Annotated in this window: 12 protein-coding genes; 7 read left to right on the top strand and 5 right to left on the bottom strand. The window is 71.1% G+C overall.

What is annotated here, in order from left to right; all coding sequences use genetic code 11:
* The first annotated feature begins 36 nt into the window (after positions 1-36).
* Together V5P93_RS30005 and V5P93_RS30000 are read left to right on the top strand one after the other, a co-directional pair.
* On the top strand, positions 37-417 hold the full coding sequence (locus V5P93_RS30005; protein WP_104481725.1) for an OB-fold nucleic acid binding domain-containing protein: 381 nt from the start codon (positions 37-39) through the stop codon (positions 415-417).
* A 13-nt stretch (positions 418-430) separates the two neighbouring features.
* Positions 431-1237 (top strand): DUF3159 domain-containing protein, encoded by an 807-nt coding sequence (locus V5P93_RS30000; RefSeq protein WP_104481726.1) that lies wholly within the window; start codon positions 431-433, stop codon positions 1235-1237.
* 985 nt (positions 1238-2222) lie between these two features.
* Here V5P93_RS30000 and V5P93_RS29995 read toward each other — a convergent pair.
* Together V5P93_RS29995 and V5P93_RS29990 are read right to left on the bottom strand one after the other, a co-directional pair.
* On the bottom strand, positions 2223-2879 hold the full coding sequence (locus tag V5P93_RS29995; protein ID WP_104481727.1) for a TrkA family potassium uptake protein: 657 nt from the start codon (positions 2877-2879) through the stop codon (positions 2223-2225).
* Complete coding sequence (locus V5P93_RS29990; protein ID WP_104481728.1) at positions 2879-3544, bottom strand: TrkA family potassium uptake protein; 666 nt, start codon at positions 3542-3544, stop codon at positions 2879-2881. The genes V5P93_RS29995 and V5P93_RS29990 overlap by 1 nt, the downstream gene beginning before the upstream one ends.
* A gap of 130 nt (positions 3545-3674) precedes the next feature.
* Here V5P93_RS29990 and V5P93_RS29985 point away from each other — a divergent pair, with 130 nt between their 5' ends.
* Complete coding sequence (locus V5P93_RS29985; protein WP_104481729.1) at positions 3675-5690, top strand: APC family permease; 2016 nt, start codon at positions 3675-3677, stop codon at positions 5688-5690.
* Positions 5687-6904, top strand: coding sequence for a class I SAM-dependent RNA methyltransferase (locus V5P93_RS29980; protein WP_104481730.1), 1218 nt, complete (start codon positions 5687-5689; stop codon positions 6902-6904). The genes V5P93_RS29985 and V5P93_RS29980 overlap by 4 nt, the downstream gene beginning before the upstream one ends.
* Positions 6905-6908: 4 nt before the next feature.
* Here the strand turns inward: V5P93_RS29980 and V5P93_RS29975 are convergent, their stop codons facing one another.
* Both V5P93_RS29975 and V5P93_RS29970 read right to left on the bottom strand, forming a co-directional pair.
* Positions 6909-7247, bottom strand: coding sequence for a hypothetical protein (locus V5P93_RS29975; protein ID WP_104481731.1), 339 nt, complete (start codon positions 7245-7247; stop codon positions 6909-6911).
* Between the two features lie 161 nt (positions 7248-7408).
* Entirely contained in the window at positions 7409-8542 is a 1134-nt protein-coding gene (locus tag V5P93_RS29970; RefSeq protein WP_181043752.1) for a helix-turn-helix transcriptional regulator, read from the bottom strand.
* 430 nt (positions 8543-8972) lie between these two features.
* On the opposite strand from V5P93_RS29970, the gene V5P93_RS29965 reads away from it, so the two are divergent.
* Together V5P93_RS29965 and V5P93_RS29960 are read left to right on the top strand one after the other, a co-directional pair.
* A complete protein-coding gene (locus V5P93_RS29965; protein ID WP_104481733.1) occupies positions 8973-9452 on the top strand; it encodes a hypothetical protein in 480 nt (159 codons plus the stop codon).
* Between the two features lie 65 nt (positions 9453-9517).
* A complete protein-coding gene (locus V5P93_RS29960) occupies positions 9518-10330 on the top strand; it encodes a phosphotransferase family protein (protein ID WP_181043753.1) in 813 nt (270 codons plus the stop codon).
* A gap of 40 nt (positions 10331-10370) precedes the next feature.
* Here V5P93_RS29960 and V5P93_RS29955 read toward each other — a convergent pair whose 3' ends face one another.
* On the bottom strand, positions 10371-11126 hold the full coding sequence (locus V5P93_RS29955; RefSeq protein ID WP_146108256.1) for a ferredoxin: 756 nt from the start codon (positions 11124-11126) through the stop codon (positions 10371-10373).
* A gap of 299 nt (positions 11127-11425) precedes the next feature.
* On the opposite strand from V5P93_RS29955, the gene dxs reads away from it, so the two are divergent.
* The gene (gene dxs / locus V5P93_RS29950; protein WP_104481736.1) at positions 11426-13336 is read left to right on the top strand and encodes a 1-deoxy-D-xylulose-5-phosphate synthase; all 1911 of its coding nucleotides are present in this window, start codon (positions 11426-11428) and stop codon (positions 13334-13336) included.
* Positions 13337-13375: the final 39 nt, after the last annotated feature.

Here is a 13375-nt window from a genome sequence, read left to right as displayed (position 1 = left end):
TGTCGGGGCCCGCCCCCACGAAGGAGACGCTGCGCTATGGGCACCAAGGGGGACGGTTATTGGCACCGTCTCGTCAAACGGCTGACCACTGATGTGGACCAGCTCGACGCGGACGACCTGTCCACGCACGCCGAGGCGCAGGGCGCGCGCCGGGCCTGCGACTGCCGCTCCGGCGAGGAGGTGACCGTCTTCGGCCGGTTACGGACCGTCGAGCTGTGCCCCCGCGACGCGGCCGCCACCCTGGAAGCGGAGTTGTTCGACGGGACCGAGGGCGTGACACTAGTGTGGCTCGGGCGTCGTCGCATCCCGGGTATCGAGCCTGGCCGGACCGTCAAGGCCCAGGGCCGGATCGCGGTCCGGGACGGGCGCAAGGTGCTCTACAACCCGTACTACGAGCTGCAGCAGACGGCTCCTTGACGAAACCGGTGCCATGACGGCCGCTGAGGTCCACGAGTCGGGCGACCCCGACGAGCGCAAGCCAGCCCCCGGTCAACCCGACGGCAAGGAACCCGACGACAAGCCGGAGCCGACGCTGCTGGAGCAGATGGGCGGCGTCAGCGGCCTGGTCTACTCGTCGGTGCCGGTGCTGGTGTTCGTGCTGACGAACGCGATCTGGAAGCTGCAGGTCGGCATCTGGAGCGCGATCGGCAGCGCGGTGGCCATCACCGTGATCCGGGTCGTGCGCAAGGAGCCGCTGCAGCCTGCCATCTCGGGCTTCTTCGGGGTGGCCATCGCCGCGTTCATCGCCTACCAGACCGGGTCGGCCAAGGGGTTCTTCCTCTTCGGCATCTGGACCAGCCTGGTCTACGGCGGCGTGTTCGCCCTGTCGATCCTGCTGCGGTGGCCGCTGGTCGGGGTCATCTGGTCGGCGCTCAACGGCCACGGCCAGGGCTGGCGCCAGGACAAGCCGTCGCGGCTGGCCTACGACCTGGCCACGCTCTCGTTCGTGGTCATCTTCGCGGCGCGGTTCATCGTGCAGAAGTGGCTCTACGACGAGGACCTGACCGGCTGGCTCGCCTTCGCCCGCCTGGCGATGGGCTACCCGCTGTTCGCGCTCGCGCTCCTGGTGACCGTGTGGGCGGTCCGCAAGGCCCAGCGCCGCCAGCGGGAGCAGGAGGAGACCGGGGCCGCCTCCGACGAGGCCGTGGAGGCCGCCCTCCGGGCCAAGTACTCCGGCGAGGACGTCGCGGCGGAGGACACCACGACCGAGGACGCCACCAGCGAGTCCCGGCGGTAGGTCCACCGAACAACGGACAAGGCTCCCGTGAACCCAGGGTTCGCGGGAGCCTTGTTGCTCTTGCTCTCCTCAGCCCATCTGTGACCGCTGCGTGGTCTCAGCCCTGTACCCGCGCGTCGCTCTTGCTCTCCTCAGCCCGCCCGTGACCGCCGCTTGATCCCGCGCCGCCCCCAACGCAACGCGCCCCCACCAACTCCTCGATCGGGCGGATTTGCTTTGTGTGGGGGGACGGACCTGCCAAGCTCCCCGCGGGTCGGGTGGGCTTGCCCATCCCACCCGGCTTCTCGCCCCACCGCAGGTTCGTAGGGGCCCCGCGCAAAGCGGATCCGCCCGATCGAGGCCGACCCCATATTCGCGTAGGGCTAGACCGCATCAACCCGCATCGGCGGCCTCCGGCGGCCGGGGCGCCACGGCTCCCACCACGGGCACCGGCCCGACCCAGCGTGGTCCCGTTCTCCCGGGCTCCAACGCGAGAACCGAGCGATGCTCGGTGAGGTGAATTGCCTTTGTGCGGGGCCCCTACGAACCTGCGGTGGGGAAGAGCGGTGGGAGGGGCAAGCCCACCCACCTGCCGGGAAGCTTGGCAGGTCCGTCCCCCCACACAAAGGCAATCCACCCCACCGAGCAGTGAGCAGGAGCGCGGCGCCTTGAGTGGGTGGATGGGTTGGCACACGTCGAGGGGCGGCGGGTGCGGCTTGGCGGGGCGGAAGGAAGTGAGGGGGCGGGTGGGCTGCCGGGGCGGGGTGCCTTGGCCGGGGTGTGGGAAATGGGCGGTTCGGTCAGGCGGGTGCGGCCTGGCGGGGTATGGGGGAGTGGGGGGCGGGTGGGCTGCCGGAGCGGCGTGCCTTGGCCCGGGCGCGGGAACAGGCGGCTCGGTCAGGCGGGTGCGGGGCGTGAGGGGACGGGTGGTCTGCGGGGCCGTGTACGACCTCGGCGCAGGTGGACAGATCCGAGGTCGCCGATCACGGCAAGACCCACAAGGCGGCTAGTGCCCGAGCGCCTTGCGGATCTCGCCCTCCACGTCCGCCGACGCCACGAACAGCAGCTCGTCGCCCCCCTCCAGCGAGTCGTCCGGCTGGGGCACGATCACCCGCCCGCCGCGCAGGATGGTCACCAGGGCCGCGTCGCGCGGCAGCCGGACCTCCCGCACCGGGCGGCCCGCCCACGGCGTGTCGTCCGGCAGGGTCATCTCCACCAGGTTCGCCTGGCCCTGGCGCAGGGTCAGCAGCTGCACCAGCCCACCGACGCTCACCGCCTCCTCGACCATCGCCGCCAGCACGCGCGGGGTCGAGACCGCCACGTCCACGCCCCACGCGCCGGTGAACAGCCACTCGTTGGCGGGGTCGTTGACCCGGGCGACCACGCGGCGGACCGCGAAGACCGTCTTGGCCAGCAGGGAGACCACCAGGTTGACCTTGTCGTCGCCGGTGGCGGCGATGACGCAGTCGCACAGCTGCAGGCCCGCGTCCTCCAGCGACGCCAGCTCGCACGCGTCGGCCAGCACCCACTCGGCCTGCTCGACGGTGTGCGGCTCGAACTGCCCGGCCTCCCGCTCGATGAGCATCACCTGGTGCTCACCCGCGACCAGCTCGGCGGCGATGGAGCGGCCCACCGCGCCCGCTCCGGCGATGGCGACGCGCATCAGTGCCCCTCCTCCGGCGCCTGCACGGCCGCCGCTGTGACATCGCTGAGCGTCCCGGACAGGGCCGCCACGTAGACCTGGTCGTCGGCCTGGATCACGGTCTTGGCCGTGGGCAGCACACCGGTGCCGAACCGCATGATGAACGCGACCCGGCAGCCCGTGGCGCCCTGGAACTCCTTGACCGTGCGCCCGACCCACTCCTCGTGCACCGGCACCTGGAGCACGGCGACCTTGCCCGTGGGGTCGCGCCACGCCGACGACACGCCGTCGGGCAGCAGCGTCCGCAGCAGCCGGTCGGTCGTCCACGGCACGGTCGCCACCGTCGGGATGCCCAGCCGCTCGTAGACCTCGGCCCGCTTCGGGTCGTAGATGCGGGCGACGACGTGCTCCACGGCGAACGTCTCCCGCGCGACCCGCGCCGAGATGATGTTCGAGTTGTCCCCGCTGGACACCGCCGCGAACGCGCCCGCGCGCTCGATCCCCGCCTCGACCAGCACCTGCCGGTCGAACCCGGTGCCCACCACCTGCTGGCCGTGGAAGTCCGAGCCCAGCCTGCGGAAGGCCTGCGCGTCCTTGTCGATGACGGCCACGGTGTGGTCGAGCCGCTCCAGCGCCGCGGCCATCGAGGCCCCGACGCGGCCGCAGCCCATGATCACAACGTGCACGACCAGCCTCCTCGTTCCGGTACGCGAGATCGGGCCACCTGGTCGGCCGGGTGACCCGATCGTCGTGTCTGCCGCGAACCTACCGGTGGCCGCGCCCGATCGGTGATGCGACCGCCTACGCTGTGCGTCCGTGTCCAAGTTCTCCACGGCGGCGAAACGCCTCCTGGTCGGGCGGCCGTTCCGCAGCGACCGGCTGGCGCACACCCTGCTGCCCAAGCGCATCGCGCTACCGGTGTTCGCCTCCGACGCTATGTCCTCGGTGGCCTACGCGCCGGAAGAGATCTTCCTCATGTTGTCGGTCGCGGGTCTGTCGGCGTACGCCTTCGCCCCGTGGATCGGCGTCGTGGTGGTCCTCGTGATGCTCACGGTCGTCGCCAGCTACCGGCAGAACGTGCGCGCGTATCCATCCGGCGGCGGTGACTACGAGGTCGCGACGGTCAACCTGGGCAAGCAGGCCGGGTTGACCGTGGCCAGCGCCCTGCTGGTCGACTACGTGCTGACCGTCGCGGTGTCCATCGCGTCCGCGGCGGCCAACATCGGCTCGGCGATCCCGTTCGTGGCCACCCACAAGGTCGAGTTCTCGGTCGTGGCCATCATCGTGCTCACCGCCATCAACCTGCGCGGCATCCGCGAGTCCGGCGCCGCGTTCGCCGTGCCCACCTACGCCTTCATGGCGGGCATCATGCTGATGATCGCCTTCGGACTGTTCCGCGGCCTGGTCCTCGGCGACGACATGCCCGCCGAGAGCGCCAACCTGCAGATCAACGCCGAGCACGGCGACCTGGCGGGCCTGGCGCTGGTGTTCCTGGTGCTGCGCGCCTTCTCCTCCGGCTGCGCGGCACTGACCGGTGTGGAGGCCATCAGCAACGGCGTGCCCGCGTTCCGCAAGCCCAAGTCCAAGAACGCGGCGACCACGCTGCTGCTGATGGGCGTGATCGCGGTCGTGATGCTGATGGGCCTGATCGTGCTGGCCCAGCTGACCGGGGTGCGCATCGCCGAGGACCCGGCGACCCAGTTGGTCAACGCCCCGCCCGGCTACGAGCAGAAGACCATGGTCGCCCAGGTCGCGGAGGCCGTGTTCAGCGGCTTCCCGGCGGGCTTCTTCTTCATCACCGCGGTCACCGCGCTGATCCTGGTGCTGGCCGCCAACACCGCGTTCAACGGCTTCCCGGTGCTCGGGTCCATCCTGGCCCAGGACCGCTACCTGCCCCGCCAGCTGCACACCCGCGGCGACCGGCTGGCCTTCTCCAACGGCATCGTCGGCCTGGCCGGGTTCGCCGTCGTGCTGGTCATCGCCTTCGACGCCGAGGTCACCCGGCTCATCCAGCTCTACATCGTCGGCGTGTTCGTCTCGTTCACCATGAGCCAGACCGGCATGATCCGGCACTGGAACCGGCACCTGGCCACGGAGACCGACCCGGCCGAGCGCCGCAGGATGCGCCGGTCGCAGGCGATCAACGCGTTCGGCCTGGCCATGACCGGCTCGGTGCTGGTCGTGGTGCTGATCACCAAGTTCCTGCTCGGCGCGTGGATCGCCATCGCCGCCATGGCGGTCATCTACCTGCTGATGACCGGCATCCGCAAGCACTACGACCGGGTCGCCGACGAGCTGGCGCGCGCGGAGAGCGAGAGCTCGTTCGTGCTGCCGTCGCGGATCCACACGATCGTGCTGGTGTCCAAACTGCACCTGCCGACCCGCCGCGCGCTGGCCTACGCCCGCGCGACCCGGCCGGACGTGCTGGAGGCGATCACGGTCAACGTGGACGACGTGGACACCAAGCGGCTGGTCGCGGAGTGGGACAAGGAGAACTTCTCGGTGCCGCTCAAGGTCGTCGAGTCGCCGTACCGGGAGATCACCAAGCCCGTGCTGGAGTACGTCCGGCGCGTGCGCTCGGACAACCCGCGCGACGTGGTCACCGTGTTCATCCCCGAGTACGTGGTGGGCCGCTGGTGGGAGCAGGTGCTGCACAACCAGAGCGCGCTGCGGCTCAAGGGCAGGCTGCTGTTCCAGCCCGGGGTGATGGTGACCAGCGTGCCGTGGCAGCTGGAGTCGTCGGAGAAGGTGGCCGAGCGCGACCTGGTCGCCCCCGGCGCGATCCGACGTGGACTGACCGGCAAGGACCCGATGAAGGACGCGCGCAAGTGACCGACTGGACCGGACGGCGTTTCGAGGTCGAGGTGGGGGCCGTCGCGCACGGCGGCCACTGCGTGGCGCGCGCCGAGGGGCGCGTGGTGTTCGTCCGGCACGCGCTGCCGGGGGAGCGGGTGGTCGTGGCGGTCACCGAGGACAAGGGCGGCTCGTTCTGCCGCGGCGACGCGGTGGAGGTGCTCGACGCGTCACCGTCGCGGGTGGACCCGCCGTGCCCGCTGGCCGCGCCCGGCGGCTGCGGCGGCTGCGACTGGCAGCACGCGTCGGCCGACGAGCAGCGGCGGCTGAAGGCTGCCGTGGTGACCGAGCAGCTGTCCCGGCTGGCCGGGCTCGAGTGGGACGTCGAGGTCGAGGAGCTGGCGGGCGGGCTCGCGCACTGGCGCACCCGGACCCGGCTGGCCGTCGACCGGCGCGGCAAGGTCGGGTTCCGCGCGCACCGCAGCCACCGGGTGGTGCCCGTCGACGAGTGCGTCATCGCGGCCCCGGGGACCGTGGACGCCCTGGCCGGTCGCGAGTGGACGCCGGGGGCCGAGCTGGACGTGTCCGTCGACGCGACCGGCCGCACGCACGCCAGCGAACTGCTGCCGGACCGGGGCAAGCTGCGCAGCGGCAAGCCGGTCCTGCGCCCCCACCGCGTGCTGGGCTCGTCCGTGGCCGTCGAACAAGCCGCCCGCCGCGAATGGCGGCTCGCGGCGCACGGGTTCTGGCAGGTCCACCCGGACGCGGCGGACGTGCTGGCCGAGGTCGTCGACGAATGGGCCGGGCTCACGGCCGGGCAGGTCGCGTGGGACCTCTACGCGGGCGTCGGTCTCTTCGCCGCGGTGCTCGGCGCCCAGGTCGGCGCGGAGGGCACGGTCGTCGCCGTCGAGTCGGCCCTCCGCGCCGCGGAGGACGCCGCCGACAACCTCGCCGACCTGCCCCAGGTGCGCGTGTTCGCGGGCAAGGTCGAGGACGTCCTGGCCGACGGCGGCCTCCCGGACCCGGACGCGGTGGTCCTCGACCCACCCCGCAAGGGCGCGGGCCGCGCCGTCGTCAACGCCATCGCGGCCCGTGCACCGTCCCGGCTGGTCTACGTCGCCTGCGACCCGGCGGCCCTGGCCCGCGATGTCGCGACCTTCGCCGACCACGGCTACCGGCTCAGCGACCTGCGGGCCTTCGACACGTTCCCGATGACCCACCACGTGGAGTGCGTGGCGTTGTTGTCGCGGTGAGGGGTTACGGCCAGTCGCCGGGGTTGCAGTAGTAGGAGTTGCTGCCGGTGCGTTGGTGGCCGAGGGAGTCGACGGCTACGAGGGTGACGGTGGCGCCGCCGGGGGTGCAGGAGAAGAGGCCGGTGCTGAGGAGGCCGTCGAGGGCGGGTTGGTGGTAGCCGTTCACCGACCACCGGGCCGAGGAGTAGGGGGCGACCCCGCCGGGGGACGCGCCGCAGGCGAACTGGCTGCCGCCGCTGTCGCAGTAGATGGTGAAGTCGAGGGCTGCGGCCGGGGTGGCCAGGGCCGTGAGGGCCGCGCCTGCGAGCGCGACGGCCGCCAGGGCGGGTTTGAGACGGGTCACACGGGCCTCCGGGTCACGGTGGGTACGGGCAACCAGCCGACCGTAACGGGACGCGCTCACCTGCGGGAAGACCCGTTGAGACCAGTTCCCCTGCGCTCAACGGGGTGGGGCTGGCGGGTTCGATTGCCTGAGCAGACGCGCCTGGTGGGTGGTTATGGGGTCTAGGAGGCGGCTCGTGCCACGTTCTCGTTCAACTGGGCAAGTCGAGCCGTGATTCGGGTTGATCGGACGTCGGTGAGTGCTTCGCTTGCCTGGAGTGCGAGCGAGTTGGCCTGCTCCTGTTCACCCGTTGCCGTGTAGACCTCGGCCAGGTCGATCATCCGTCCGGCGCGGCCGCGAAGTCGGTCGGTGCCGATGCGGGGTAGGAGGTCTTCGAATCGTCTGATCGCTTCGGCGTGTTCGCCTGCTGCGGCTAGTGCCTGGGTGGTGATGGAGTTGAGGTGATCTTGTGTTAGGAACCCCGCCCACTCGGGCGTTCCGCCCCCGCGAGCGGCCAGCGTCTCGGCCTCACGGATGTGCCGCAGCGCCGGTTCTTTCTCGCCTGATTTCGCTAGGTGTCCGGCCAGTCCGGCGTGCAGGTTCGCGCGCTCCAGCGTGCACACGCGGCGGTCGGACAAGGCTGCGTCGACCAGGCCGACGGCTTCGGATGGGAGCGCTTCGCCGACTTGAGCGGCGATGTTCAGCAGGACGTGTGCGCGGAGATCGGGGTCTGCGCCCTCGTCGGCGGTGCGTAGCGCGAGCGTGGAGAGTTGACGCGCGGAGTAGGTCCGTCCGGCGTCGAAGTGAGTCCACGCGGTCCGGTCCGCGAGTGCTCCGACGGCTGCGCTGAGTGCGATGCGGGTGTCGTCCCGCATCGGTGCGTCCAACAGACTCACGGCCCACCTGAGAGCGCCGGTGGACAGGTCTGCGGCGACCGCGCCGCCGAATCGGAGGTCCATCGTCGTGTAGACCGCCGTGGCCTGCTGGACGGCCTCGACCTCGGACCGGCCGACCTGCCCGGGGTGGTCCGCCGTGGCCAGGCCGTCCAAGAGTCGGGCGAGAGGGTCGGGGGCTTGGCTGCCTGCGAGCACCGCCGCAGCCGCCGCCAGTAGTTCCCGTCGGTTCACATCCTCACCCAACCCCTGAACGCCCAGCGTTCGCTCGTATGCGGCTATCAGGTCCGGTGTCGCTGTTCGTTGTCCGGTCTCCACCATGCCAAGCGTCGACTTGCTGTAGTGAACGCGGCTCGCCATCGTCGCCAGGCTGAGTCCGGCGTTCTCCCGCGCCGCCCTCAACACCCGCCCCGTCTCGTGCACGCGGACCGCTCCCCTGGGTTGTGGACGGCTGTGGACGCCCGAGTCCTTCCGATGACACTCCGCGACGGTCACGCTACTACCGAGGCATAAGCCTCCCGGAAGGGTTGGGGATGAATATCCCCCGAATGTCGTCCCCAACCTCCGGCCAACTGCCTGGTTTCGTCAGCGCGCTTAGGGGTCAACTGTCATGCCTGTGTCATGAATAGCGAAACAGAGGGCTCTGCGGACCGCTCGTCGCAATGTTCGGCACTTCTGGCCGTGGGTGGCAATGGGATGTGGGTCCAAGTTGCGCGGGTCGTGCTTCGGCAGGCGGTTATGCCAGGTGGCATCGGGATGTCGCCCGGTGAAGTCGTGCAATGGGTCGATGCTTTGGTCGATGTGGCCGATAACAGTCTCTTATCCGATATGCATAGTGAATCAAGGGAGAGTCATGACGCTCGCTAACGTGCGGAACCCGGCGGACTCGATCTCGCGGGATCTCCACCGCCGCCTGGTGGGTCAACTGATCCGTGAGCACGCCGGGATGACAGGGGACGAAGCGGTCCGCATCGTGAACGCCACCGTCGCGTTCCTGACCATCTGCGCCGAGAACCCCGGCACGCGGTTCCGTCCGAGCAAGCGCGTGGACCTGGGCTGGCACGCTTTCATCCTCAACACCCGCGACTACGCCGAGTACTGCGCGGAACTGGGCGCCGGGTTCCTCCACCACGTGCCCGACGAGTTCACCCGCCCCACGACCACCCGCACCGCCATGCGCGCGGCGCTGGCCCCTACGGTGGAGGCCCTGACCGTCGCCGGGTTCGAGATCGACGCGGAGTTGTGGGGAACGGACGCGGGCGACTGCTCGCAGTGCCACGCCGGATGCACCGACTGCGGTCAGGGTGGCGACGACGGCAGCTTCTGCCGCTAGAACGAGGGATGTGAATGACGACCCGTCGTGAGTGGAACGACCTACCCGTACAGGTGAGGCACGCGGTGGAGGAGCGCACCGGCCCCGTCCTCAAGGCGGAGTCCGCGACCTCTGGCCGAAACTCGGAATTGGCCGCCACGTTGCGGACGCCGCAAGGGCCGATCTTCTGCAAGGGAATCACGACGGCGTCGTCGTTGTCTGTCATGCATCACAACGAGATCAGCGCTAGCCCATTCCTGCCCGGGGAAATTGCGCCGCGCTTGTTGTGGCATGTCGAAACAGGGGGGTGGCTGCTGCTCGGGTTCGAGCACGTGACCGGGCAGCACGCCAACCTCACTCCCGGATCACCTGACATCCCGCTGGTGGCCGACGCGGTAAATGCCATCGCCCGAGTGCCGGTGCCGTCGGAGACGGCCGGTCGCCGCGCGATGGCCGCGCAATGGACGCGTGCACTCAAATCCGAGATCCACGCGGACCCGCCCGAGAAGGCGTCCGCCTGGTCGACCGACAACGCGGACAAACTCACGCACTGGGCAGCGCGCGCACCGGAACACATGGACGGCACGACCCTCATCCACACCGACCTGAACCCGGCCAACTTCCTCGTAGCCGACACCACCCGGGTGATCGACTGGGCGTGGTGGCGGACCGGCGCCGCGTGGATCGACCCGGCCTTCGTCCTCATCCGGCTCATCGCCGCCGGACACACGCCAGCCCAAGCAGAAGAGTGGGCGAACCGGACGCCCGGCTTCCAAGCCGCGAGCCCCGACGCCCTGACCGCCTTCGCGGCGTCCGTGCTGCGCCTATGGGAACGCAAGTTCGCCACCACCGACGCGACAGCGGCAGCCCGCGCGTGGGCGCGACACAGACTCGGATAGCCGTACTCACGACCGGGTAGTGATCGAGCACACATGAGGACTATCGAGGCGGGCCGAAGCCGTCCTGGGGTGGGCGGTACGGGCCGTTCGCGTGGCGGCCGGGGCCCGTTGACGGGGGCGGGTTCTCCCACGGCGGGGGTGGTGCCGCGTGGCGGCCGCCCGGTGGCGGCTGGTGCGGGCCGCGTGGCGGCGTGCCGGGCGGAACACCTGGACCGGCGGGCAGGGGCGCGCCCTGCGGCGGTCGGGGTGGTTGGTCACCGGTTTGGGCGGGCATCCCACGAACGGGCGTCCCCTGAACAGGGGGCGCGGGAGGGGGTGGCGGCGCGTTTTGGGGCTCCGGTGGGGACAGCGGCGGCAGGCCCGCGCGCGCTCGGAACCAGTCCGGGACGTACTCGTCCGCGCGCGGGAAGGACCGCAGTTCGTCGGTGAAGCCGATGGGCGGCGGCACCCGCCGCCAGGGGGGTTCGCGGTCGGGTTCGAACTCGCACGAGAAGGTGCCGGGGGGCTCGATCTCGTAGACCGCGCCGATCCACGTGCCCCGGCCCGGTCGGTACATCCCCGCCCGCAGCCGACCCAGGCCGTCGACGACCTCCGTCGGTGGGCGGACCGGTCGTGGGACCTCGTCCGGGCCCGTGACCAGCAGGTCCACCTCAATGTGCCTGCCGACCGCGCGGTACTCCGCGCGCACCCGGCGCCACTGCGGACCGGCCGCGCGCACCATGGCGCGACCGACCTCCTTGGTGATCCGGTCCAGCTCCGCCTGCGCCAGCACCGGCTGGGGCTCCCCCGTCGTCACGACGATCCCCCACCCCTGGCCGCTTCCCGCGACACTGCCACCTTCCCCCTGTTCCTACGCCCCCTCCGCGTGTCGGGAACCCTACCGGCCGCCGGGTGCGCGCAGGGTCGAGTCGGACAGGAACAGCCAGTCACCAAAGGACCCGGATGGGGGATGTGCGTCACTTGGCCGGGTGCCGATACCGGAAATCAGTGGCGCCGGAACACTCGTAGACTGGTCCGAACCGGCGCGTGGGCAGCGGATCCCGGCCGTGACTCCCAGGAGACCAGCCATCCACGACAGGACGAGGTGACGACGCGGTGACGCTGCTGGATTCGGTGCAGGGACCGGCCGACCTGAGGCGCATGACCCCCGAGGAGCTGGACCGGCTGACCGTCGAGATCCGGTCCTTCCTGGTGGACAAGGTGACCAGAACGGGCGGCCACCTCGGCCCGAACCTCGGCGTGGTGGAACTCACCATCGCCCTGCACCGGGTGTTCGACTCCCCGCGCGACCCCATCATCTTCGACGTCGGCCACCAGGGCTACGTGCACAAGATCGTCACCGGCCGCCGCGACGGCTTCGACGACCTGCGCCAGCAGGGCGGCGTCTCCGGCTACCCGTGCCGCGACGAGAGCGAGCACGACCTCGTCGAGAACAGCCACGCCTCCACCGCCCTGTCCTACGCGGACGGCCTGGCCAAGGCCCACCAGCTGCGCGGCGAGAAGCGCAGCGTGGTCGCCGTCGTCGGCGACGGCGCGCTGACCGGCGGCATGTGCTGGGAGGCGCTCAACAACATCGCCGCGGGCACCGACCGCGGCGTGGTCATCGTCGTCAACGACAACGGCCGCTCCTACTCGCCGACCATCGGCGGCCTGGCCGACCACCTGGCCTCGCTGCGCCTGCGGCCCGGCTACGAGCGCGCGCTCGAAGGCGGCAAGCGGGTGCTCCAGGGCACCCCCGTCGTCGGCAAGCCCATCTACGCGGCCCTGCACGCGGCCAAGCGCGGCATCAAGGACGCGCTGAGCCCGCAGGCGATGTTCGAGGACCTGGGCCTGAAGTACCTCGGCCCGGTCGACGGCCACGACATCGAGGCGCTGGAGGCGGCGCTGCGCCGGGCCCGCGACTTCGGCGGCCCGGTGATCGTGCACGCGGTCACCCGCAAGGGCAACGGCTACCCGCTGGCCGAGAACGACGAGCTCGACCAGATGCACCAGACCGATCCGATCGACCCGGTCACCGGCAAGCCCCGCAAGTCCAAGGGCACCGTGTGGACCTCGGTGTTCGCCGAGGAGCTGGCCGCGATCGGCGAGGAGCGCGAGGACGTGGTGGCGATCACGGCCGCGATGCTGCGCTCCACCGGCCTGGCCCCGTTCGCCGAGCGCTTCCCGCGCCGCTGCTTCGACGTGGGCATCGCCGAGCAGCACGCGATCACCTCGGCCGCGGGCATGGCCATGGCCGGTCTGCACCCGGTGGTCGCGATCTACTCGACGTTCCTCAACCGCGCCTTCGACCAGCTGCTGATGGACGTGGCGCTGCACAAGCAGCCGGTCACGGTCGTGCTCGACCGCGCGGGCATCACCGGCCCGGACGGCGCCAGCCACCACGGCATGTGGGACCTGTCCATCCTGGGCACCATCCCCGGCATCCACATCGCGGCCCCCCGGGATGCGGCGACGCTGCGGGAAGAGCTGCGCGAGGCCGTCGCGATCGACGACGCCCCCTCGGTGCTGCGCTTCCCGAAGGCGACCGTCGGCGAGGACATCCCGGCCGTCGAGCGCCGCGGCCCGGTCGACGTGCTGCGCCGCGACGAGGACCAGGACGTGCTCCTGGTCACCGTCGGCTCCTTCGCCGAGCTGGGCTTGGCGGCGGCGGAGCGGCTGGCGGCGCAGGGCATCGGCGTGACGGTGGCGGACCCGCGCTGGGTCGCCCCGGTGCCGACCGAGCTGGCCGAGCTGGCGCGCGCGCACAAGCTGGTCGTCACGGTCGAGGACTCCGGCCGCCACGGCGGTTTCGGCTGGGCGCTGGCGGCGCTGCTGCGCGACCACGACGTGGAGGTCCCGCTGCGGGACCTGGGCATCCCCAACGAGTTCCACGCGCAGGGCACCCGCGCGGAGGTCCTGGTCCGCTTGGGACTCACCGCGCAGGACATCGCGCGCCGGGTCACCGGTTGGGCGTCGGACCTCATCGCGTCCCCGACCCGCGAGGAAGCGGTCGACCAGGCTCGCTGAGCCCCGCGGTTGCCCGGTGCGGTCGCGCACCGGGCAACC

Source organism: Actinokineospora auranticolor (genome assembly GCF_041897805.1).
GTDB classification, from domain to species: Bacteria; Actinomycetota; Actinomycetes; order Mycobacteriales; family Pseudonocardiaceae; genus Actinokineospora; species Actinokineospora auranticolor.
The sequence above is the reverse complement of the archived record's forward strand: the minus strand, read 5'-3'. Positions and strand labels throughout refer to the sequence as shown.